This window comes from Ruegeria sp. AF5 (assembly GCF_056541905.1).
Map to the genome: position 1 here is coordinate 134,884 of NZ_JBQFYZ010000006.1, position 24,106 is coordinate 158,989.

Here is a 24,106-nt window from a genome sequence, read left to right on the forward strand (position 1 = left end):
CTGTTCGGAGAGATTGACGCCGCAGGTAGGTGGATATCGTTTGTGCAGTTGTGGGTTTACCCTTGATAAACTGCCGCGTTATCAAGCTTCAGAACACGAGTGCGGTATAGCATCTGCAATATCAGGCACCGGTCCATTGGTCCTAAATGCCGAAACCGGAACCAGACCCCCGAGCAACATCGGTAAGTTCGTTCACTTCCTGGCCTCTGGGTTTCAAGCTAGCCGTACCGGCAAGTCCGGAAAAACGAAGATTCCGAAGACCGTTGAAGACGCAGTTCGACTAATGGCGCCGGTCGAACCCCTGTTGGCAAACTGGCCGCACGGTTTCGAAGGCTATGTGAAAAAGCTGCTGAATGAAGGTGATCCTGATGCCACTTCCGCTCTGGAGCGGCTTGGTAACTGGTATCATCGCTTAATGCGGTTTCGGGAGCCCGAATACGATGTGTTTAAGGATGCAGTGGCTCGCGTGATTGAGAGAGACTTCAATGGCTTCCATCCGGGTCATTTGGCTTCTACTTCATCGAGAGAGTGGTTGCCCGCAACGGAAGCGGCGCGACAACTCGGAATTTCTGCACAGCGTCTGGTTGCGGCGGTCCAGAAAAAAGAAATCGCTGGTAAAATCAGTCAGCGTGGATTTGGACACAGCCAAACAGTCGTTCCCAAGTTCGAAGTTCTCAACGTTGCAGCAGATCGTCGGCGCTTCTGGAGCGCGGTAGAAACATGTGATTATCTGGGAGTTGGGCGTACACAATTCCGATTTCTCAAAGAACTTGGTGTGGTTGGTGAAATCCCAGCTTCAGAGCGGCCACCGCTCGTAGATGGCTGGTTCCACTCGAATTCTGTGAAGGATCTCGTCCTTAAAATTAGAGCATCCGCTACAGAAATGACAGGAGACGCAGTTTTGTTCAAAGAGCTTACGCTCAAACGAACAACAGACAAGACGGCGCTGAAGAAACTCATTCATCTGATCTGTGACGGTTCTGTCGCTGCTGCATTGGAAGATCAGGATGTCAAACTCGGTGACTTCAGGTTCCACAAATCTGCTGTTGAAGAACTTCTCAGATCAGAACGGCACTCGTTGGACTGGACTGCAAATGATGTCGCGAAGCTAACGGGCTGGAAGGCTCAGGCTGTGACTCACTGGTGTAAGCTGGGCCTACTCGGATCTCGCACCGTTCCACATGGCGCAGGCGAATCTTTCTTGGTCAGGCCACAGCAGCTTGCGATCTTTCAAAGCGAGTACATGCCCGTAGCTACACTGGCTAGGTCAAGAGGAACTACGTCCCGAAAGCTCCTGTCTGATTTTGAGAGCAAAGGGATTGAGACCCATGGTGCGCAAATGGAAGGTAAGACGACGCGAGGACACTTGGTAAAACTGAGTGATCTGGCTTCGCTGTTGTCTGAGGCTGCCTAGTGCTCGCCTGCACCATCCGAAAAGAACACCACTGAAATGCGCTGTCCAATAGCGGGTTCGTGGTCGCGTGAAACCTGCTCTGCTTCCTCGATGACCCGGACCATCTTTTCATGGATCTCAGCGGACGCCTGATGATCGCTTTCGAGCTTTTCCAAGATAACCTTAAGCGCGATGTACCCCTTGGGGAGATCCTCATAGGCGAAGCTGTCACGCACTTCGTGTTTTGCTTGTTCCCAGAAGGGATCAAGCTCACGGCTCCATGCCTCGCACACCATTTCCACGGCGGGCAGGGACAGATGGCTAAACAGTTTCTGATCGCTGAGTTCGATGCCACATTTGCGTCCCATGAACTCGGCGCAGGCTTTCATGAGGCTTTCAACGCGCGCCGGGCGTAAGTCCCACTCGGTCAGCTTGCCGATCTGCTTGACCTGCTCCCCGAAACTTCCCTCGTTCTGATGTAGAGTTTGCTCAACCTTTCGAAGGAGCAAACGAATGCGAAAGAGCCGTTTCACCGAGGCGCAGATTATCGGGATGATCAAAGAACAGGAAGCCGGAATGCCGACGGCGGAGGTGTGCCGCAAGCACGGCCTCAGCCAGGGTACGTTCTACAAATACAAATCGAAGTATGGCGGCATGGAGGTGTCGGATGTCGCCAAGCTGCGGTCGCTGGAAGACGAGAACGCCAGGCTCAAACGCCTGCTGGCCGATACGATGCTGGACAATGCTGTTCTGAAGGATCTTTTGGGAAAGAACTGACGACGCCAACCGAGCGGCGGGGTGCGGCGCTCAGGGCGATGCGGGATCATGACATCTCGCAACGCCGAGCGTGCAGGCTCGTTGGTGTCGATCCCAAAACTGTCAGGCGTGAACGCCCGCCCGACAATCCTGAGATCAGGAAGGAGATGAAGGCCGTCGCTGCCAAGCGGCGCAGGTTCGGCTATCGGCGGATCGGCGTGATGCTGGAACGCAAGGGGATGATCATGAACCACAAGAAACTCTACCGGCTCTACACGGATGAGAAGCTGGGCGTCAGGCGGCGAAGGGGCCGCAAACGGGCCCGTGGCTTGCGGACACCGATGCCGGAGGCGCTGAGGCCGGGCGAACGCTGGTCGCTCGACTTCCTGTCCGACACGTTCGGGGCATCGCGCCGGTTCCGCATTCTGGCCGTAAACGATGATTGCTGCCGTGAGAACCTGTGCCTGATGGCCGATACCAGCATCTCGGGCGCACGGGTGGCACGGGAGTTGGACGCGCTGGTGCGCATCTATGGCAAGCCCGCCAGTATCGTCAGTGATAACGGCACCGAGTTCACCAGTCGGGCGATCCTGAAATGGGCGAACGAAAACGGCGTGGACTGGCATTACATCGACCCGGGCAAGCCGCAGCAGAACGCCTTCATCGAGTCATTCAATGGCAGCCTCCGGGACGAGTTGCTGAACGAGGAGATGTTCGACAGCTTGGAAGATGCGCGGCGAAAGCTGGCCCTCTGGCGCTACGACTACAACAACGTCAGACCGCACTCGTCGCTCGGAAACCAAACACCCGCAGAAGCGCGCCGGACGCTTGAGCAAAATGAGGGCTCCGCGCCCGGCGCGCTTGCCCAAACCAAAACCGAAGAATATGAAAACCAGACCCGCAGACTCTCGTTATGAACGAGGGAGCCTCGGGGGGCAGGTCATGCTCTGAAATCGTCTCTAGCGCTTCAGAGAGATCTTCCAGAGACATGTGGGCGTGCTCCATGCCAAGGCTTCTGGTCCGTTCGTATGCAGTCTCCAGCGATTGGACGCAGGCTAGCTGGTCGCGTTCCAATATAAGGCCTGGCGCAGTATCCTTAAGAAGCAGCAGGCGAGGCGGAAAGAAGCTATTACTCTTGCTAAGTCCTTTGAGATGTAGCGCCGTGAATTTCTCGCGGGCCGATAGGAGCGCCAACTCTGCACCCCAGGTGCCCTGGATTTTGGCCTTGTCGATGAGTTTGTAGCGGTCTTCGGGGATTGTTTGCTTTGTGCGTTCCAGCACGTCGTGAAAGTTATTGTCGCGAAGCCGCCGTGGGGATCGCAGATATTCAACAACACTACCGAGGATCAGTTCTGCGTCTTCGGTGCTTTCTTCTAAGACCGCGTCGATTAGCGCCTCCCCAGCCAAAGTTTTATAGTTCTCTATGCGCTGGGCGATTTTTTCGTCCGATGCAAACTGGCCTACTGGCACATCAACAAGGTGGTAATTGACGACCCCGAACTCACTATCGATCCTGTCGATCCTCCCCAGACCTTGGATGAGCTCTTTCAGGTTTGAGGTCAGGCCAAGCAACACCAGCGTGTCTGACGACTGAAGGTTGATACCTTCAGCCATCTTGTAAGTCAGAAAAACCGAGGCAGATCCTTTTGGTTCGTTCTTTCCTCCAGGTCGGAAGTAAGACTCAACGGACTTGCCCTGTGTGATACGCTTGAAGCTGTCGGGGCCACCTCCAAAGATCGCCTTCACGGCGCGATCTTCACCCTTGGTTTGGTTTCCCACGACATAGTTGGTGTGGTTGCCTCTGCGCGACAGTGCTTCTGCAAAAATCTCGAGTGTGTCCGTCCGTTCTGCGAGAAAGACGACTCTGTCTTTTTCTTTTTGTATTCTCAGGCACGCCTCATACCGCTTTTCATCAAGCTCCTTGAGAGCACTGAGACCCAGTTTTTGGTTTAGAGCGTCGCATTTCTTTGTGGGTTCAGGCGCTTCTATTCCCAATGCTGCGAACATGTCGGACTGGTCGCGGTGGGATACCTTTTTCTTCGATTTCCCACCACGCTCGAAGTCGCGAAGCGATTTGCCGATTGCTCCATGAGACATCTCCCAATTGGCCTGGGCGGCGCTCACGCGCAGAATGTTCAAAAGGTTGCGGATGTAGAGTTGGTCCTGCGTGCTTTGTTGCGTGCTGACGTGCCCGAACCGGCTTTTTTCGACAGCGGTCACCCTACCGCCAGGCGCAAGTTCTTTGCAGAGTGTCACAATCTCATCCAGGCGCGTTTGCTGAGGCTTTGTCACCTTAAGTTTCTTCGGGCGCCCGTGGTTTTCAAGTTTCGGGTAACTGTGCTTCTTGGGATCTTCGTCCTCGCCAATGCATCGCCTTTGTCTGCGTGTCAAAAACGGCGAAACAAGTTGAGCGAGTTCGGTGCGAGCCTCTCGCGTGAGCGTCGTGTCAGGTTCTGACAAAACGGCGAGTTGTGCATCCTGGTTGAAGATATCCTTGGGAACATGGGTTTCGCGCTCGAACAACTCACCCATGGCCTGAATGAAGGTTGGGGTCATGAAAATGGACGCCCGCTTCTCCTGCATATGGGTCAACCAGTCGACATCCCGGTTCCCTAGCAGCGTTGCCGACAGACAGACGTTCCAGCTTGGCGGGGCAAGCTCAATAGCTGATGCCATTTGAGATGCTTGTTCAAAGCCCGGTGTAACTGTGTGGCTTTCATCGATTATCAGAATGCCAAACTGATCGAGCCTGAGCCCAGATTTTTCTTCATCGCCAGCGCCGCGGAGGTGTTGTTTCGCAAGCTTGCTATTTGCGACAGGTTGGAGCGAGTTTGTCGAGTACTTGCGCCAACTGGGAATAACTTTGGGCGGGGCAATTACAGCTGCATTTTTTCGCGCAACGCCATGGACCGGGGAACGGGGGACAACTTCTGAGAATGTTTCTGACAATGCTTCAGCCAGATGACAGCCGATCTCTGTCTTTCCCGAACCGGTCGGCGCTTCTACGAAGGCGATCCCATGGTCATAGACGATGGAACACGCCTCATAGGTCAGCTCCTGTTGATACCCAAACAGCGTATGGCTCGTGATCTCTTTTCGGGCGCCAGTCAGCCAAGGTTCAAACCCCTTTTGCTCCGAGATAGTTCGCGCCATCGCGTCTTCAGCGGTCACCGGTTTGATAAGCTTTTCGAGTATCTCCAGCGCTTCGGTATTCCAATCGACAGACACATCCCAAGCCTGCTCAGCGGCTTCTGTGCGTTCGACCTGAAGTTCATGAGTACCCGCATCCAGGTCATCGGCATACTCGATGTTTCTGTAGAGCCCTGAGTAGGAAAAATTTGCGGACCCGGCGACGGCACCTTTTGGTGAGCTGACGATTTTTGAGTGTAGCCGCCGATCCCCAGATATCCCCAACTTGCGTTTGGCGAGCTCCGGATCGAAGACACGCAGATCAATTTTCCCGGTTTTGATGGCGTGTTTTGCCAGCACTGCGATGAGATCGTGATCCTCCTCCACTTGAAGCCCGGAGCGCTCCAGCCAGTAGAGTTTCATTTCTTCGGTGACTGGTTTGGGGTTGGTCAGCCTTTTGGTATTCGCAGTGTCGATTCCGAACGATATCCGGATCCGGAAACCGCTGTCGTTTTCCAGATCCCTCAGCTCGGGCAATTCCTTCATCAAAATCGACAGCGAAGACAAGAAGTCTTGATACCCGGTGACAATCAGACAATCCCCAGAGGTGATATGGGGTCGATAAAGATTGATGACCGGCCGGTCGATATTGGTGCCGACCTTCGCAACCGGTTCGGCATCAAGCTCGCTTGCGGGCTTTTGATTTGCTTCGGTGAGCTGCTTTGGCTTGGAACGCAGCCAATCAGGGAGTGAAAACAATGAACAAGACTTGGTTTAAGTGGAGTGATTTCGAGTGCGATACTATGTCCGTGATCCTTCAAGGTGTTTAACCAAAAAAGTAGAAAGATCGAAATGGACAAAGTTCATATCCGACGCCAATACAAGCGAGTATTGTTCATGCAAAAACCAGAAAGTCGAGTGTTCATGGCTTGCCATGTAAAAATCCCTTTTTATTCAATGGTTTATGTGGGAATCCGGGGGCTAGAAAGGTTGTAAATTGGACATTTTTTCTAAAACAGCGTATCCTTAAGAAATTATAAGAAGGTTGATAATTTATTGGAAATTATAGATGTTTTGGGATTCGAACAAAAGCCGATTTCTAAGTGCGGCAAAGCTAACGCTCTCTGTGCTCGCGAGCGTGTTTCTCTTGTTCCCTAATAGTGCTCGCGCACTTGAGATAAGTGTGATGGTGCCTCAAATCATTGACCCCGCTACCGAGCGATTCTTGTCGTCTTTGGAAAGTTCAAGTGCGTCAAAGGCTGATGATATCTCTATTATAAGAGTAACTTACGAAGAAGTCTCGGAGCCCAATCAAATTGCGCAAAGCCTTCTTGATCGAAAAACCGACATGGCTTTATTACCCGCTCTGCTCTTCCCAGGAATAGGAGAGGATCCAGGTTTAAACATTTCAACCCTGGCGTCTCAACCCGGTCTCACACGTTCTCCAGAAGAAACATTTTTACTTGAGGACTCAGTTTTCGGTGATGCTGTGGCAATGGAGTTGGGAGCAAAAGGTTTCGTTTTCTTGTCATTCTGGAACACAATCAATAGATCTTTGTGGTCGCCAAAAAGGTTCGGCGAAGGTGGGCTGAGCACATTGGAGGGTGCAAAAGTCCGAACATTCAGCGAGAGGTCAGAACAAACGCTTTTGCAGCTTTCCGTTGAGCCGATCTTTGGTCCTGGCGGATCAGTTTTTGATGAACTTCGAGCAGGAAACATTGACGCTGCGGAATTGGCCTTCAACGCTGAGTTTTCGGAGCAGTTTCAGAGCGCATTTCGCGGTGGAAGTGTTGTTGCGAACACTGACCAAAGAAGTGGGTTTCTACTTGCCAATCTGGAGTTTTGGCTCAGCATCACAGAGGCTGAGCGGCAGGCCATCGACGAGGCTGTTGAAGAGTCGAAGACTTCGGCTAGAGAGGTTGTACAATCCGAATTCGAGACAGCTCGCGAGTTTGCTCTAAGCCAAGACATCCAGTTCCTTTCCGTTGAAGAACGCAGCAGAGAAGATGATCAAATTGTCTTGGCCGCAGTTTCTGCCTGGAACGAATTGTACGATGCAGAAGACGACTTCGTCGAAAACAAACTCGCTCAAGTTTGGGAAGCTGGGCAACTGCCACGGCAAGAATTGGATGCGCCGACCAACCAAGCCGTTGGTCGGGTTTTTTTTGTCACTAATCGCAATGAAGAAGCGCACTCGGATATTCGAAAGCGATTTGGAATTAGTCAACTTTCCGACGTGCAGTTGAAGTGCGGTGAGTTTGACTATGACCGTAGTCACCAACGCAGATTTGGTGAACCATACAGCGGTCCTGTGAACGTTATAGATGCCAATATTCTTGAAGGTACAGAAGCATGCGCCCAGATGTTTGCCGAGGTCGCTAGAAACTCCGATGAACAGGAGATCACTCTGTTTATCCACGGCTACAATACTTCTTTCAAAGAAGGGCTAGAGCGCGCAATCTCAATGGCTTTGGATCTAGAAATAGAAGATCCCGTAGTGTTGTGGAGTTGGCCTTCTGAGGGAACCAAGAGTGGATACATTCGAGATCTGAGGGCGACAGACTTCAACAACGCATTCACCCGAGGATTTGTGCGGAGCTTAGCGCGTCAGGGGATGGACTACGAGATGTCATTGATTGCCCACAGCATGGGTGGGACAGTGGGGCTGAAATTCTTGGAAGAATCAGCAAATAACAACTTTGAAATAACAAATTCCGTTTTTGTTGCGCCGGATGTTCCTCAAGCACAGTTTGGCAGCGAACTCAGAGAATACGTAAGTAATGGTGAATTGGTTAGTCTTTATTGCAATAGCTTTGATCGCCCTTTGAATGCATCCCGGTTGGTAAGCCGTGGCCTTCTCCCAGCTGGCCTAGCTGGAGAACATCTTTTTGTAATGAGTGGCCTTGATACTATAGACGTTTCAAGCCTCGACAACGAGTGGATTGGCAACAATCACACTCACGTTTTTGACATTGAAGAAGTCGCGCAAGACGCCAAAGTGCTACTACGTGAAAGGTCTAACGCATCAGAACGTAGTTTACCCAGCAACACGTTACGGGGATTAACTTACTACTATCTTCAATAGCCGCGCTTGGAAATCAAATATGAGAGAACGCGGCGTAGTTTACCTTATGATCAGTTATCTCAAATGCGCTACATAAATACTTGGATGAACGAGTTAGGACTCTGCTTCGCAGATTTTGATTTTTTTCTAAAAGCTATTGTGTGCTTTGGATTTGTTTTACTTGGTATAGTCAGAGCGAAAAGGACACCTTCACCTCGTTGCCGAAACAAGAGCTTGTTGCGGGGCTTCGGTTTGTCGGTTGCAGTCGTTATATTTCTGCCAGCAGTGCCATTGATCTCCTATTTTTATAGGCCAGACATCCTTGATAGGGAGTTAATGTGGATTGCTGTATTGGTTGGATGGCTAGTATTTTTTTTGATTGGAAAAATGCTCTACTGCGTCGTATTATCATTCTCTGGAGCAAATAAAGCGTGAATATTGACATATTTGGTCGCTTGTTCGCCATGTGGTTCCTCCGTTCTCTTAACCAAAATGGCGGACGACTTCAGAGGGGGAGGATTAGGACCACAGCTCACGAATATCCAGTTGTTGGTGATTTTCACCCAGGTGCAATTTCCAAAGGCACAATACTTCCCCAAGTAGTCATCGGAAGCTCTTTGCCGTCTGCTTCCCCCTGAAAACCATGTGGCAGGTGAATGGCTGCGATGGCGTTGACAGAAACAGTTGTGCCAAGATCTAGCACCAGACGACGGCCGCTTACAGCCATATGTTTTGCGACTAACTGCGCACCGGTATCAAGATTTATTACTCCAGCACCGCTAGGAATATCGCTGACAAGAGGTACTGAATACACAAGCGACAATTGGGCGCCATCAGTCTCCAATCCTACAAGTCGTGGTTGCTCATCGTAGTGCGGATTAGGGTGATGTGCGAAAATGGGCCCTTGAAAATGTCCACTCGGCTGAACGGCCCCTACGTCTGACGCTTCTGATACCCAATCCTCCGCCGCAGGCCAGTCTTTGTGCCCTTGCAGTTTTATCGGCCTTGCCGCTCCGCGAGCTGGGCTATCGTCGTGCAATATGTACTGTGCACGCTTCTCGGGGTTAAAAATGAGATCAGAACTTATGCCATTCGCTTCCTGGTTTTGTGCTCGAGCCTCGTCTGGGAAGTCATCACCGGTTGAGACATCGCCGTCATGAATATTGACGGCACCCGGCGTCGTAGGCGGAACTTTGGTCGCGAAACCATACAGGAATGGTTTGCCATCCTCTAACGAACGGGCAAACCGTTTCGCCCGGCAGTACAAGTCCGTTGGTTCTCTCGGGGCACAGTGCTCAACGGCATTGTTTAGATGCGTGAAGTTGCGCAGTTCGCCGTCATTTAACACGCTGCCTCGGGGGCGCCAGCTGTTGTGAAACGCAAAACAAGGCAACTCCGGAAGCGGAGGTCCGTACAGCAACTTGAAAATTGAACCGCCTAGTTTTCTGGGTTCGGGTTTGTTCTTTCGCCAAGCAGGGGGTTCGTTGACTTGGGCGGGTGGAACTTCATCATGCGCACCTACATTTCCAAAGAAGTACCAAAAACCTCCGCCATTGTTGTGAATGGACCAAGCCTTGTGCACGTTTCGGATTCGGTTGTTCCAGACCCATAGGTTTGTCGCACCGTACTCAGGCTCAACCGCGTTATCCCGAATATATTCGATTGTGTTGCCATAGATCTCGATGTTCGTGTTGCGAGTTGGATCAGGCGGCTCATAGTTGAACAAAAACTGCTCGGGATCGGCAATAATCTTTGGCGCATCTCCCAAATCCTCGGGGTTTAATGCTCGACGTTTGCTTTGGTCTTCATGGGTCATAAGCATGACCGCGTTGAAGGCAAACCGCATTTGATTGTGGCGTACTATGAGCGAACCAGCCATATGCTCGGTGACGACAAATCCACCATTCATAAACCGCACATCTTCCCATTCTGGATCGCCAGCCCACGGACCTTTGGTAGGCTTCTTCTTGAATTGGTGCCAAACCCACTCATTCCACAACCGACGCCCTGACGGATCTGTTCATACTTCGGGGGGCACCCTGTTTCATACGTTCAGACAATGGGCCAGAATTTGTCGCCCAGGCTGTCCGAGACTGGACCGCCGCAGTTGGCGCCCAGACGGCTTACATTGAACCTGGGAGCCCGTGGGAGAACGGATACTGCGAAAGCTTCAATGGCCGGTTCAGGGACGAACTACTCAACGGCGAAATCTTCTACAGCCTGCGCGAAGCACAAATCCTGATCGAACAATGGAGGAGACACTACAATACAAAACGCCCCCACAGTGCACTGGGCTATCGCCCGCCGGCACCTGAAACCATCATCCCGATGGATCACAGGCCGATGATGCACTAACAATCAACTTGGACCAGTCAGATGAGGCTGCTCAAAAGGGGCATTAAGCTAAAACAAAAAGACGGGCCGACACTTTATTACTCATGTCGAAGTGTCAAGGATGGCAATGGCACCCTTCATAGAAACAATCTTGAACCCTTTAAATCATTAAAGGAATCGCCTCCCGCGCCCTATTGAAGACCTAATCTTTATCAAATCTTAATATTTACTAAGGAACTTCAAATGAGCATGCAGCAGCTTCTCGATGATGAGATAATTACGTTTGATCAAGCATTTAGCGACGAGCAGAAACAAAAGATAATTTCGGCTTTGCATCTTCTAGGCTTTGTTGCGCAAATCGGTTGAGGGATTCACTACATGAATCCAGCATGATAGCTGGATGGTATGAGCAGTTGGGCCCCTACGAAGTACAAGACCACGAATTGGTCGGCTTACAATGAAGCACTGAGGCGGCGCGATTCGCTGACGGTGTGGTTTGATCCCGACATGGTGTGGAGGCCGCCCCCGACGGGGAGGCGCGGGCGGCAGCCGAGTTTCAGCAATGCCGCGATCCAGACCTGCCTGACCATGAAGATGCTGTTTGGCATGCCGCTGAGGCAAACGACGGGGTTCGTGCAGAGCCTTCTTCGGCTGGTCGGGTTGGACTGGAACGTACCAGACTTCAGCACCCTGTGCCGCCGCCAACGGAAGCTGAACGTGGCTATCCCATACCGCGGTGGCAATGGCCCGCTGAACCTGCTGATTGATAGCACCGGCATCAAGGCCGAGGGTGAAGGCGAATGGAACGCCCGCAAACACGGTGGCCCGAAGCGGCGCATCTGGCGCAAGATACACATCGGAATTGACGAGGAAACGCTGGAAGTCCGGGCCGTCGAGGTCACGGGCAGCAACATCGGTGATGCACCTATTTTGCCCGATCTCCTGGATCAGATCCCGGCTGACGAGCAGATCGGATCGGTCACTGCCGACGGCGCCTACGACACCCGCAAATGTCACGAAGCGATTGCCGCTCGCGGTGCCGCTGCTGTCATCCCGCCCCGCAAGAACGCGAAGGCGTGGAAACCGACAAGCCCTGGCGCCGTCGCTCGAAACGAAGCCCTGCGCACTTCGAAGTACCTGGGCCGTGCCATCTGGCGACGGTGGAGCGGATACCACCGCCGGAGTCGCGTCGAGGCCAAGATGAACTGCATCAAGCTGCTCGGCCAATCCTTGATGGCCCGAGACTTCGACCGCCAGGTCGCAGAACTGCAAGTGCGTATCGCCGCGCTCAACGGCTACACCGCACTTGGCATCCCCGTTACAGAGCCCGTAGGATAGGTCCGTCCGGGGAAAGGGGAGCCACGCTCAGACCCTGATTTATGCAACAGCGCCGATCCGATCCACCAAATACCGGGACTGAGCAAATATACAACCTAAAAGGTATGTGTTGACTAGTTTGGCAAGCTATGCATGTATTCATGTGATTGCTGTGCCTTCATCAAGTGGAATGCGCGAGTATGAATTTACTAGGAAACAATTCGGGCTTGAAGGCTGCGCGGTTTGCGTGAGCGTTGGTCTAGGTTCCAGATTTGACACAAAATTCACCCTCAGAGGGAACGATGTTTGAGATTCACCAAAGGAAACTACGCAGCAGGCTCATCCTGTGGCTACTGATAATTGTCCTTTTCAGTGTTATTCCGACCAAGAACTGGGCGTCTCCAATGTGCTCGTTCGCGGTTAGTGTCAGTAAATTCCAACTCTCGGAAAACGAGCCCAGAAAGCACTACAGGTCGGTAGCGGAAGCATTTCAAGGCCGAAACCAGAGTTATCCGTTTATAATTTTTGCGTTGGCAACCGAGCAAGCTATTATCGGCACGGCCAGCCAATATCTGTGTGACGAAAATAAGATTGGGCAACCTATAATAATCAACATAAATGTCGTCGAATTAGGTATCACTGCAAGCAACGTTGAATTGGGGCGCTTGAAGTCTGCACAAATCGGTGTTCGCGGGTCGTATGCCGAGGTATCTATCAATCGTGCAAGCCAAACGGTCGACGCAACCGTAATCTGGAATCCGCGCAGGATGTTGCGTGATCAGCTTACGCTTGATGGTTGGGATTTTGATGAAGAACTACCGCTTCTGCCATTTCTTGAGGAGTTATATCAAGATTCGATAAATGCTTATGTTAACGATTTGATTTTCCGGTTTCCGGAATCGGAGTCTGAAAACATTGCAAGTCAATTCAATCCAAAAATCCCTAAAGACCTGTTCGGTTTGATGTCGACGACTATTCAATCAACAAGAGGCCCTTTCAACGGCTTCGTTCATAGTAATGTTGTAACTATGACGGAAGCATCTGTTGCTGGCTACACAGCTATGACTAAGGCAACAATTGACGAAGCGTTTGCTTCAGACAACTCCAAACAAATAATTGGTATTGGCGATATTGATCGCCCTGAGGTTCAGAGGCTCTATCAAGAGAATGCTTGGAATCTTTTCGATAAAGTTACATCCGAAAAAAAACAGAAAGAGTAGTTTATGACAATTTCAAATTTCATTTCCGACGGTAAGATTGTATTCAACAAACCCCTTCCAGACATGAATATACCGACGCCTACCCAATACTCTGACGAGCAACGGCAACAGATAGAAGACGCGCTTAACGCCATCTATGCCACTGTTAAGGGCAAAGAGCTGATCGATAGCTATTTCGCAAAGTACTCTAAACCGATTTCGTTTACATTTGTTGGTGAAGGTGCAGGCGCAGTGCCGCCGCACGGCGGAACTCCAAGTGGTGAGGTGGTTTTTGATCCTGCCTTTAGTTCAAATTTTGTTTATATAAATAAAGAGGGCGTAGCTGTTCAAGAGCAAGTTCAGGGCACGGTTGCTCATGAACTGGTTCACGCCTTAACCGGGTTCGACGATGAACCAAGTTGGTATAAGTCTGAAAATTACGCCGGAGACACCGTTACCCGTGCAAATGAGATATTTGTTGAGTTGAATCTTGATGAACAACTCTCCTATCCTGGCAGTACATATACACCAGCTTCTGATAATTTAGAAGTTGGGAGGGACTATACACCTGACAATACAACGGTTCACAGGGCGTGGTCGAATGGTGAAATTTGGCCTAATCCAGCCCAAGCCGCTGACGATAACAAAAATGACCTCATCATCGGTGGACATGGTGAAAGCGAACTTAGCGGTGGTGGTGGAGATGATATCATTTATGGTAACCGAGGTGATGACATCCTGTCCGGGGACGCGGGAAATGACTTCCTCTTCGGCGAAGATGACAATGACACACTAGCCGGGGGGGAAGGTGACGACATTCTCATTGGAGGTAAGGGGGATGACGTTCTCAACGGCGGTGATGATTTCGACACAGCGGAGTATGCTCAGATTCACGACCAGTCGGTGGATGAGCGAACTAAAGGCATTATAGCGTCGCTTGATGCCGAAAAATCCGGCACTGTAGATGACGGCCTCGGCGGAACGGATACACTTGCCTCTATTGAGTTGGTGTCAGGCACGACCTATGACGATGTTTTTAAGTTTCAGGGAGTTTTAGCTTCAGAATCGCCGTTGGATTCCCTCCAATTTGACGGCAAAGATGGAGCAAATGAAGCGAGTGGCGACACAATTGACCTTTCCGGTGTCGAAGGGAGTGGTGTAAAAATTTCCTTGGAAACAGATGAGGATCTCGGATTTGTCACTGGTGCTATCGGTGGTGCCGACAATTCAACTGATGCCGAGATCGTCTTCAGCAACATAGAGAATGCAATTGGTTCAGAATACAATGATACGATCACGGGCGGAGGTGGTCGCAACGACCTGCGCGGCGGCGATGAGGTCGATGTCATCGACGGCGGTGAAGGCCACGATGAAATCCACGGCGGTGAGGGCGGTGACGTCATAAAAGGCGGCGATGGTGCCGATATCATCTATGACCGGGGTGCGGACATTGACATCCGAGAGGACGAGACTGCCGAGGAATATGACATCCGTGTGCAGGCTTATGATGGTGAGGGTAATGACGAAATCCGCGCCGGTGATGGTTCGGATATCCTGGTCTATTCGGGCGGTACGGACACCTATTACGGCGGCAAAGGCAATGACATTTACATGGCCACTGAGCGTGCTGAGGGTAGCACGGCAGCGGCGGATAACCTGACACTTGTTCTGGGGGATGACGGCGCTGATTTCGGTCATGATCTGATTAAGGGCGATGGCCATTTTGTCGACTTGGTTCAGTTCCAGGGGATCAGCAAATATGACGTGACCGTCAACTACAGCTTTGAGACGGTGTCCCTTGGGACAGAAGTGTTCGACTTTGATCCGATTTTCTCCGGTTGGTTTTGGGATCCTGATCCCGTGGAGTTGGAACATTATATGACCGTTGGCACGATTGAGATCATCGTCAACGAGAACGCCAGCCTGACAATTGAAACCGTGATTGGTTTCCAAACGGTGGGTGCAAATGGCGAGATTGTAACAATCGCTCCGTCTATCGTTGTTCCGTTTGGTCTAGAATTCGAAGACGGGTTTCTGGATTGGCCGTCATCGGTTTCCGACCCGAGCAATGGAAACCTGACGTTTAAAAATGGCACATTGAGTGACAACGCTTTTGCGGCTTTGGGTGCGTTGGAAGATGAGCGCTCTGTGGCGACCGAGACTATCCAGGGTGACCAGAATGCAGAAAACAACCTCCATGGCTCCATAGAGGCTGAACTCCTCGTAGGCGGTGATACCAACGACACCATTTTGGCTGGAGGCGCTAAGGATACCCTGATCGGAGGGTTGGGTGCCGATCATCTGGATGGCGGATCCGGGATCGACACTGCGTCTTATGCGAATGCGGCATCCGGTGTGAAAGTCGGTGTTACGGGGGCATTGGCGGGTGCATCTGGTGAAGAACTTGGCGATGTGCTTGTGTCCATCGAAAACCTGACCGGCTCTGATTTTGACGACATTCTGGAAGGGGATGACGGAAACAATGTTCTGCGGGGCGGCCTGGGGAACGACGAGCTTCGTGGCCGCTCAGGTAACAACGAACTGTACGGCGGGGAAGGCAACGATCTGCTGACCACCGATTTTGGCAACAATCTTTTGGACGGCGGTGCAGGCAACGACACCATCGAAACCTGGACAGGATATGATCGCGTCTCTGGTGGGGACGGTGACGATCTCCTGATAAACCGAGGTTACGTCGGGGTTGAATTTGTTTCGGGGCAGGGTTGGGTCACCACCTATGAAGCCGGGAACGGCGTATATGATGGCGGCGCGGGGATAGATACATTCCAGACACTGTCGCCCATGGATGCAGAAATCGACCTTGAAGCAGGCCAGGTAGTTTGGGCCGAGTCTGGCGATGTCATTCAGCTCTCCTCTATCGAAAACGCCGTCGCATCGGATGGAAATGATAGGATCTACGGCAGCGTCATTGATAACGTCCTGAACGGCGGCGACGGTGACGACGTGATTTACGGTGGCGCCGGAAACGACACCCTGATCGGTGGAAATGGCGATGATCGTTTGTTTGGCGGGACGGGTATAGACACGGCCAAAATCAATGCACTGAGTACAACCGTGACCTATGATCTTGTCGATGGGGGGGTGCGTGTCTCGATTGACAGTTCGCACCCAGACTTCTCTTCGGACATGGACAGTGGCACGTTTGTGATATTCGATGATGTGGAATTCATCGAATTCAACGACACGACGCTGAGCTACGCTGACATCGCAGGGCCGCTTCTGACCGAATTTGAAGTGATTGATGATTATTTCAGGGTTGATGAAGGTGGTTCTTCGGTTGTTGATCTTACCGAAAACGACATTGAATCCGGTGGGAACCCGATCTCGGTTGTGAAAATCGGTGACACCACGATGGCGACTGGCACCATGATCCGACTGGAGTCCGGGGCCACACTGACCATGTTGGCCGACGGCACACTGGAATTTGACCAGGGCGGCGCTTACGCGTGGCTTGAACCGGGTCAAACCGTGACAGAGTCGGTTACATACACTGCTACTGACGCATCCGGTGTGGAAAAAACCGGTTCCGTGACCCTGGTCGTGGATGGCGTGGCCAGTAGCCCGGATGCAGTTCACCTGGACCGAAACGCATTCATCGCCAGCACCGATCCAGACAAGGCTTCGAAAACCACACTTGCAAACTTCAACATTGCGAAATCGCTGATCGTGGTGAACGAGGTTTACGTGGATCCCAACAACCCACCGGCCGGCGTCACTCTTCAGGAAATCAACGGCGACACCTACATAATGTTCGGTGGGGATGACGCAATCGTACTGGAAGACATCTCGCTCGATGCGTGGAAACATGTCGCTTCGAACCCCTTCCTTCCCACTGCGGGGGACGATGATTTTACAGGAACATCTGGTGACGATATTCTCATTGGTGGCGCTGGACATGACAGCCTGAAAGGCGAAGACGGTGATGACTATTTGCTTGGCGGTCAGGGCGATGACAGTCTGTTCGGCGGTCGCGGTGAGGATGAGCTATTAGGCGGAACCGGAAATGATGATCTGTACGGTTGGGACGGCGATGATATCCTGGTCGGTGGGGACGGTGACGATTATTTCAGAGGCGGGTTTGGCCAGGATCGTTATGATGGTGGCGACGGTATAGATACGGTTGATTTGCAGGATGATTTTGGACCCGCTAACGGTGCCGGAGCTCGCGTTGATCTAAACGCAGGCGTTGTTGAATGGCTGAACCTTCAAAACGGAATCGAGCATCTTGTCAGCATCGAGAACGTAACCGGAACCAGTGGTGACGACATCCTCATCGGAGATGATGGAAACAACCAGCTACACGGGGTCGGTGGAAATGACATTATACATGGGGGTGCTGGCGACGATATTTTGACCAGCGGAACTGGTGATAACGCATTCTATGGTGAAGACGGCAACGATGCCATCACGGGCGGTGACGGTGTTGATACCCTTTCCGGTGGTGCGGGTGATGACGTTCTGAAAGGTCAAAGAGGTGATGACACCTACTTGATCAACCTGGGCGACGGTAACGATGTGATCCACGAAGGATACGGTAACAGCTTCGGCGACCGAATAATATTCGGGGCCGGGATCACAGCCGACATGATATCGCTTTCTGTCTCGGATGCAGATGGGGACGGTCATGACAACATCGTGCTGTCCATACAAGGAACGAGCCAGACCGTTACGATTGAAGACACGTTCTTCACATCTGTCGAAAACAACCAGGCTATTGAGTTCCTTGAGTTTGACGATGGAACAGTTGTTGACCTGGGTGAGCTTTATTCCAGTACCCGATATCAGGGAACATCCGGGAATGACAGCTATTCCGGAACCGGTCTCGGAGAGTACATGTACGGCCTTGAGGGTGACGATTACATGTTCGGCGAGGCTGGCAATGATCACCTTTATGGTGGTGATGGAAATGATGAGCTACGTGGCGGTTGGGGGGATGACTTCCATTACGGAGATGCGGGTAACGACCTGATTTTTGGCTGGGAAGGTCATGATTATCTGTCCGGTGGCACCGGCAATGACACCCTTGATGGTGGCGCAGGTGATGACCAAATCTACGGCGGCGCGGGCGATGACAGGGTTGTCGCCGGTGGTGGCGATGATTTCTACGACGGTGGCGAGGGCGTCGATACAATCGAGGTCACGGATACCAATGACAACTATACGCTCGACCTGTCCCAGTCTCAGCTGGTGTTTTCCAGCGGTGCAACCGAACAGGTTCTGAACTTCGAGAACGTTGTCGCAGGTGCAGGGGACAACACAATCATCGGGACATCCCAGGACAACGTGATTGAGGGCGGTGCAGGCAGCGATACCATCACGGGCGGTGCGGGTTCAGATACTCTTACCGGCGGTACAGGCGACGACACGTTCGTGTTCGGCAGCGGCGATGGGCAGGACATCCTTACTGATTTTGTTCCAGGGCGCGACACTATTGAAATCAACGGTGAAACCCTTGACCCCAACGCTCCTCCCTCTGGCGTCACACTGACCGATCAGGGGTCTGATGTCCTCATCAGTTATGGAACCGGGGACTCAATTCTGGTTGAAAACTTGGTTGTAGCGGAATGGATAAGTCTTCTGGACAATACAGGCGACAACACATTCACAGGCACATCGGCAAGTGAAACCTTCTATGCGGGTGCCGGTAACGACACAATTAACGCTGGCGGCGGCAACGACGATCTGTATGGCGGCACAGGTGACGATGATCTGCAAGGTGGCAGCGGAAATGACCGCTACTTCATTGATCTTGGAGACGGGTCGGACACGATACTCGATCAGAGCGGTAGCGGCGACCGGATTGTCTTTGGTGCAGGGATCACGCGGGATATGCTGGAGCTTTCAGTGTCTGACACCGATGGCAATGGGAAAGGCAATCTTGTCATAACAATCGGGGGCACATCGCAGACGATCACCCTCAAAGACGCGTTTGATGACATTGGTTTGCTGGCTCAAACCATTGACTACGTGGAGTTTGCGGATGGCTCCAGTACAAGCCTCGCGGAGCTTTATTCGACCGAGTATTTTGTCGGAACGTCGGGAGATGACCGCTATCTGGGAACCACCCTGGGCGAAACCATGCACGGCCAGGCCGGGAATGATTTTCTGTTTGGCAGTAGCGGTAACGACGTCATCTATGGCGGCGACGGCAACGACGATGTTTTGGGTGGCCACGGGAATGACGATCATTACGGCGGTGCCGGTGATGACTTTCTTCACGGTTGGGAAGGGAACGACCGCTACTTCATCAATCTGGGTGATGGCGTTGACACCGTGTTCGATGAGACCGGGACAGACCGGCTGATCTTTGGTGCGGGTATCACCCGTGACATGCTGGAATTTGCAGTGTCCGACGCTGATGGCAACGGGAAAGGCAACCTTGTCATAACCATTGCCGGAACATCGCAATCGATCACTATAAAAGATGCTTTCGATGATATCGGGCTATTGGCTCAGACCATCGACTATGTCGAATTTGCGGATGGCTCAAATACAAGCCTGGCTGAGCTTTATTCCACCGAATACTTCGTCGGCACTGTCGGAAATGATCGTTACCTCGGAACCACCCTGAGTGAGACAATGCACGGACAGGCCGGCGACGACTTCATCTTCGGCAGCAATGGTAACGATATTCTGTACGGCGAGGATGGCAATGACGAGCTTCGTGGTGGTAACGGAAACGACGTCCACTACGGTGGCGAAGGCGATGATCTGATCGCCGGCTACAATGGAAATGACGAACTTCGCGGCGATGCAGGCAATGATACGCTGTATGGGGAAGACGGTCACGACAACCTCTACGGAGGTGATGGGAACGATTATCTTTCTGGCGGTGCTGGCGACGACAACCATTACGGCGGCGCAGGCGACGATGTAATATTGGGCAGCGTTGGAGGTGATCATTTTGACGGAGGAGACGGAGTTGACACTGTCGATTTTTCCTATTCCACCGACAACTTCACCCTTAATCTGTCTCAATCCCAGGCTGTGTTCACAAGTGGATTTACGGAACAGGTCCTGAACTTCGAAAACATCATTGCCGGGTCCGGCAACAACGTGCTGATCGGCTCCAGCGCAAGCAACGAGATCAATGGCGGTGCCGGAAACGACCGTATCGAAGGTCTGGCTGGAGATGATGTCTTGACCGGTGGCACAGGAACAGATGTGTTTGTGTTCAACACAGTGACCGATACAGGTGCTGATGTCGTGACGGATTTCGAGTTGAATACGGATACGCTTGAACTGGCGGGTGTCAGCTATTCTGACCTGACATTCGTCGATACCGGTTCAGGAACACGCGTCGAGTGGACAAACGGATCTGTCGAACTTGAGAATATAGCAGCGGCGTCGCTGACCGAAGATCAGTTCGCCTTCGTTTGACAACATGGAACTGCCGTTCGGCCTGTAAGTGTCGAGCGGCAGCTTGGTCGCGGTCAATCTGCATAACTCGGCAACAAATGATCACTGGGCACCATGTTCTGCTATTGTTCCTCACAACGCCCAAATATGATGGAGTGGGCGCCTCCTCGCGGCATCGCTTTGTGCCAAGGTAGCGGTGTTGAACGTAGCTACAGAGGAGACGACCACGATGGAAGTTAGCATAATCGGGATCGATATTGCCAAGAATGTGTTTCAGTTTCACGGCGCGGCAGTGGATGGGTCTGCTGTTTTCCGCCGCAAGATCCGGCGCGCGGGTGTTCTGGATTTCCTGGCTGGGTTACCGCACTGTCTTGTTGCGATGGAAGCCTGCGCCAGTTCTCACTATTGGGGGAGAGAGATTGAAAGGCTTGGGCATGATGTCCGGCTGATCCCACCACAATACGTCAAGCCATTCAGAAAACGTCGGAAAAACGATGCAACGGATGCCGAGGCAATCGCGGAAACCGCAACGCGTGCCGAGCTACCAGCGCCGGGCCCCGCCGGTTCGGCACAAACTTTGCAATGAGTTTGATCTTCGACTTCAGGAGCTGTTCGATCAGGACCAGAAGCGGCCACGCGGGGAGCGGCGGGCGGTCCAGAGGCAGCATTCCCTTTACCGCGAAGTAGATAGATCTGAAGCCGTCGTGCAGCCGAAATAGCGGCCTCTGATGCGGCGTTCAACGCGGTTTAGGTCGTTTGTGACGGGGTGGCAGACAGGCTGATCGTTCGACTCAATGTCATTTGCTGTGCTTGCCATTTTGGCGGTATCTGAAGCGTTGTGCTATCACACTCAATCCCCTCTGTTATTGAATAACAATTTGGACGGGTCCTAAGGTTCGGACTTGGGTGTTGGTCTATCGACAACTACGATTTCTATTCCGGCTCTCAAAAAAGGAGGAAAGGTGTGTCAATGAAGCGAGTTGCCTTGGTGTTGGCTGTTTTGTTGCTAACGGGATGCGTGTCAACCGCGGTTCCGCCATCGGCACCCATCCCAAATCCCGGTCGCGCGAGTGCACAGGTCAGTTCACAGCAGGCACAAGTGAGATTACAGCAGGTCGCCTCTCGAATTGAACCCGTCGCAGAAAGCGAATGTCGCCGCCAAACTCGGGGAGTGAATTGTGACTTTTTGATCCGAGTCGATCCAAACAAAAAAGCACCCTCAAACGCGTATCAGAGTTTAAGCAAGTCTGGACGCCCCGTTATCACAATGACCCAAGCGCTGACACGAGATGTAAACAATACCGATGAACTTGCATTTGTTATGGCGCATGAAGTCGCGCACCATATTCAAGGTCATTTGGCGCGACGAGCTCAAAACGCAGCCGCTGGTGCAGTTATTTTGGCGGGTCTGGCAACAATAGCCGGGACTGGACCGAATGACATTGCCGCAGCACAAGACCTTGGAGCCTTTGTTGGTGGGCGCAGCTATTCGAAAGACTTCGAGCTGGAAGCTGATCGGCTAGGCACGGTGATAGCTTACAACGCGGGCTATGATCCACTCAAAGGTGCGCTCTACTTCGCACGAGTTCCTGATCCTGGTGATCGGTTTCTAGGGACGCATCCTCCCAATGCTCAACGATATTATGCGGTGCAAAACACAATGGCCCAGATTGGTCGTTGACCAATTTGAGTTCAGGTTTTGCAATCCTGATCTAGGTTTTGCAAAGCTGAGTGATAAAGGTCTGCTTCGGGCTGAAAAGCGGGCATAGATTTTGGAGAGTGCATCGTAAGATTTAATGCGCTCTGTCGACCTTAATTCAAGACGCGACGATTGCCCGGTATTCCTCACACACTTTGCTCTGCGAGCAGATCCAGTAGTGCATTTTGCCGCCGGACCATTCGTTCCAGTTCCACCGCCAGTTCTTCCTCTTGCACCCTGGCTTCACGAAGCTCGCCTTCGAGTTCAGCCACTTTTGCCGTTTCGCTCGTCGGGGTGCGTTCATAGAAGGCGATTAGTTCGAGAAAGAGAGCGGTTTTGGCTCCTTTCCCATGGCCTGCAAACTGGACGGCCAGTGCGCCAAAATGCTCAAACATTTCCTCCGAGACCATGAACTGGAGAGGTTTGGTTGCTGTATCAGACTTTGTCGTCGTCATGGGTTTCTCCTTTAAATTTCGATTTTGTCACGCTCAGTTTTGCCGGGAGACCAACTTTAACTGCTTCCTCGCCGCGCGGATCATGCAGACGGCAGTTCTATTGATTTCTCATGGAGGTATCCGTGCACCAGCCGCCCCAGAATGCGGATGGATTTATGCACCTTGTACGTGTCAGCCAGTGCTTCGACCTCGCCGATATCAAGCGAGAAGAACTCCCGCCTGAGACCGTGGTCCGCCGCATATCCACCGACGAGACTGTTGATGATGGCAGGCACCTGCTCCTGCGTCGGTTGCGGGATCTCATAGACCTTGCAACGGCTCCGCAGCGGCGCCGAGACCTTGTCCAGTACGTTTGCGGTGAATATCCAGTTCACATGTGATGCATCGACTTCGGTGGTCAGGTATTTTTCCCGGTAACGCCTGGCTTCTTCGGGCTCCAACAGACCAAGGAGTTCACCCTGGATATCCCCGTTTCTGCCGGAATGGGTCTTGTCAATCTCGTCCAGGATAATGACAGGGTTTAAAACGCGTGCCGAAGCGACAGCCTGGGTTACAATGCCCGGATGAGCGCTATGCCACCCCGCGGACAAACCGAACAGATGATTTTCCGAAATACCGCCCACATTGGCAGACTGGGCGTATAGCCCAAGTGTCTTGCAAAGCTCCCTCGAAAACTTGGTTTTGCCGATACCAGGAGAACCAACCAAAAGCGTCGGTCGGAACCGGATGACATCTGATCCCATGCCCCAATTCAATTCGATGTCGTGAACAATACCGTCGACGGCCCGCTTGCAGTGTGGGAAATTTGTTGTCAGCAAGCGAACTTTCTCAAGGTGATCCGGAACTTTGAGGCGCGCGAACTGGCCACTCCAGTCAACTAATTCCCGGATGTGTTTTGGCATTTCGTTTTTGAGATTGCGCGGCAGGTAGTCAAAGCCGCTTTGGCCGATGAGGTAACGCGCGTCGAGTTTATCGGGATCTTCTTCAGACTCACCATCCTCTGCGAGCTTCGTCTGGTAGTTTTTGACAAGCAATTCAGCGACCTGGTGCCAGACATCCATGCTGGGCATCTGGTTGATTGCATATGCCGCGAAAGATGTCGGGATCGGATCGTCTGATTTCAGCTTGTCAATTTCGGTTTGGCGCCAATCTGGATCGTCCGTGTCGGCATAGCATACTGCTTCAGCACCTCGGCATTTGATTACCTTAAACGCGTCTAGGGCGGACTGGTGATCGATAATGCGCGCCTTGAGTTCGTCCCATTCACGCTTGTCTCCAACAACTTCGACAACGCGGCGCACAACGTCCTGGAACTCCCAGTCGAACCCCGAGAGCCGTCTGATTTCAGCGTCTTCCCATTGCCGTTTCTTGAGCACCATT

Annotated in this window: 12 protein-coding genes and 3 pseudogenes; 10 read left to right on the forward strand and 5 right to left on the reverse strand. The window is 52.2% G+C overall.

What is annotated here, in order from left to right; translation table 11 throughout:
• Positions 1 to 13 precede the first annotated feature (13 nt).
• Positions 14 to 1,414, forward strand: a complete 1,401-nt coding sequence (locus tag ACR0DS_RS11215) for a hypothetical protein (RefSeq protein ID WP_480559516.1) — start codon at positions 14 to 16, stop codon at positions 1,412 to 1,414.
• Here the strand turns inward: ACR0DS_RS11215 and ACR0DS_RS11220 are convergent.
• Positions 1,411 to 1,926: a hypothetical protein gene (locus tag ACR0DS_RS11220; RefSeq protein ID WP_480559388.1), complete on the reverse strand. Its 516-nt coding sequence runs from the start codon at positions 1,924 to 1,926 to the stop codon at positions 1,411 to 1,413. The two genes, ACR0DS_RS11215 and ACR0DS_RS11220, sit on opposite strands and share 4 nt — an antisense overlap.
• On the opposite strand from ACR0DS_RS11220, the gene ACR0DS_RS11225 reads away from it, so the two are divergent.
• Positions 1,907 to 3,066 (forward strand): IS3 family transposase gene (locus ACR0DS_RS11225; protein WP_480559386.1). Its coding sequence is split into 2 segments (ribosomal slippage): positions 1,907 to 2,156 and positions 2,156 to 3,066, totalling 1,161 coding nucleotides; the frame shifts between segments, so codons are not numbered across the junction. The two genes, ACR0DS_RS11220 and ACR0DS_RS11225, sit on opposite strands and share 20 nt — an antisense overlap.
• Positions 3,067 to 4,780: 1,714 nt before the next feature.
• On the opposite strand, the pseudogene ACR0DS_RS11230 reads toward ACR0DS_RS11225, so the two are convergent.
• Positions 4,781 to 5,824: pseudogene (locus ACR0DS_RS11230) on the reverse strand (DEAD/DEAH box helicase family protein); the annotation flags it as partial.
• A gap of 523 nt (positions 5,825 to 6,347) precedes the next feature.
• Between ACR0DS_RS11230 and ACR0DS_RS11235 the strand changes: the two are divergent.
• On the forward strand, positions 6,348 to 8,363 hold the full coding sequence (locus tag ACR0DS_RS11235) for an alpha/beta hydrolase (protein WP_480559384.1): 2,016 nt from the start codon (positions 6,348 to 6,350) through the stop codon (positions 8,361 to 8,363).
• Positions 8,364 to 8,901: 538 nt separating this feature from the next.
• Here ACR0DS_RS11235 and ACR0DS_RS11240 read toward each other — a convergent pair.
• Positions 8,902 to 10,251 (reverse strand): right-handed parallel beta-helix repeat-containing protein, encoded by a 1,350-nt coding sequence (locus ACR0DS_RS11240; protein ID WP_480559382.1) that lies wholly within the window; start codon positions 10,249 to 10,251, stop codon positions 8,902 to 8,904.
• 92 nt (positions 10,252 to 10,343) lie between these two features.
• Here ACR0DS_RS11240 and ACR0DS_RS11245 point away from each other — a divergent pair.
• The 7 genes and pseudogenes from ACR0DS_RS11245 to ACR0DS_RS11275 all read left to right on the forward strand — a co-directional run.
• Positions 10,344 to 10,697 (forward strand): annotated as a pseudogene (locus tag ACR0DS_RS11245) (integrase core domain-containing protein); the annotation flags it as partial.
• 222 nt (positions 10,698 to 10,919) lie between these two features.
• A complete protein-coding gene (locus ACR0DS_RS11250; RefSeq protein WP_480559381.1) occupies positions 10,920 to 11,042 on the forward strand; it encodes a hypothetical protein in 123 nt (40 codons plus the stop codon).
• A 39-nt stretch (positions 11,043 to 11,081) separates the two neighbouring features.
• Positions 11,082 to 12,014 (forward strand): IS5 family transposase, encoded by a 933-nt coding sequence (locus tag ACR0DS_RS11255; RefSeq protein ID WP_480559379.1) that lies wholly within the window; start codon positions 11,082 to 11,084, stop codon positions 12,012 to 12,014.
• A gap of 281 nt (positions 12,015 to 12,295) precedes the next feature.
• Entirely contained in the window at positions 12,296 to 13,213 is a 918-nt protein-coding gene (locus ACR0DS_RS11260) for a hypothetical protein (protein WP_480559377.1), read from the forward strand.
• 63 nt (positions 13,214 to 13,276) lie between these two features.
• Complete coding sequence (locus tag ACR0DS_RS11265; RefSeq protein ID WP_480559375.1) at positions 13,277 to 20,593, forward strand: calcium-binding protein; 7,317 nt, start codon at positions 13,277 to 13,279, stop codon at positions 20,591 to 20,593.
• Between the two features lie 208 nt (positions 20,594 to 20,801).
• Positions 20,802 to 21,107 (forward strand): annotated as a pseudogene (locus tag ACR0DS_RS11270) (IS110 family transposase); the annotation flags it as partial.
• A 435-nt stretch (positions 21,108 to 21,542) separates the two neighbouring features.
• On the forward strand, positions 21,543 to 22,253 hold the full coding sequence (locus ACR0DS_RS11275; RefSeq protein WP_480559373.1) for a M48 family metalloprotease: 711 nt from the start codon (positions 21,543 to 21,545) through the stop codon (positions 22,251 to 22,253).
• 164 nt (positions 22,254 to 22,417) lie between these two features.
• On the opposite strand, the gene ACR0DS_RS11280 is transcribed toward ACR0DS_RS11275, so the two are convergent.
• Positions 22,418 to 22,726 carry a hypothetical protein gene (locus ACR0DS_RS11280; protein WP_480559371.1) on the reverse strand — a complete coding sequence of 103 codons (309 nt, stop codon included), beginning with the start codon at positions 22,724 to 22,726 and terminating at the stop codon, positions 22,418 to 22,420.
• An 80-nt stretch (positions 22,727 to 22,806) separates the two neighbouring features.
• On the reverse strand, positions 22,807 to 24,105 hold the full coding sequence (locus ACR0DS_RS11285; RefSeq protein ID WP_480559369.1) for an AAA family ATPase: 1,299 nt from the start codon (positions 24,103 to 24,105) through the stop codon (positions 22,807 to 22,809).
• Position 24,106: the final 1 nt, after the last annotated feature.

Bases quoted from the DNA above. Each gene is read 5' to 3' on its own strand.
- ACR0DS_RS11235 (WP_480559384.1), top strand. From the start codon at position 6,348: ATGTTTTGGGATTCGAACAAAAGCCGATTTCTAAGTGCGGCAAAGCTA.
- ACR0DS_RS11240 (WP_480559382.1), bottom strand. From the start codon at position 10,251: ATGAATGGTGGATTTGTCGTCACCGAGCATATGGCTGGTTCGCTCATA.
- ACR0DS_RS11250 (WP_480559381.1), top strand. From the start codon at position 10,920: ATGAGCATGCAGCAGCTTCTCGATGATGAGATAATTACGTTTGATCAA.
- ACR0DS_RS11255 (WP_480559379.1), top strand. From the start codon at position 11,082: ATGAGCAGTTGGGCCCCTACGAAGTACAAGACCACGAATTGGTCGGCT.
- ACR0DS_RS11260 (WP_480559377.1), top strand. From the start codon at position 12,296: ATGTTTGAGATTCACCAAAGGAAACTACGCAGCAGGCTCATCCTGTGG.
- ACR0DS_RS11265 (WP_480559375.1), top strand. From the start codon at position 13,277: ATGAATATACCGACGCCTACCCAATACTCTGACGAGCAACGGCAACAG.
- ACR0DS_RS11275 (WP_480559373.1), top strand. From the start codon at position 21,543: ATGAAGCGAGTTGCCTTGGTGTTGGCTGTTTTGTTGCTAACGGGATGC.
- ACR0DS_RS11280 (WP_480559371.1), bottom strand. From the start codon at position 22,726: ATGACGACGACAAAGTCTGATACAGCAACCAAACCTCTCCAGTTCATG.
- ACR0DS_RS11285 (WP_480559369.1), bottom strand. From the start codon at position 24,105: ATGGTGCTCAAGAAACGGCAATGGGAAGACGCTGAAATCAGACGGCTC.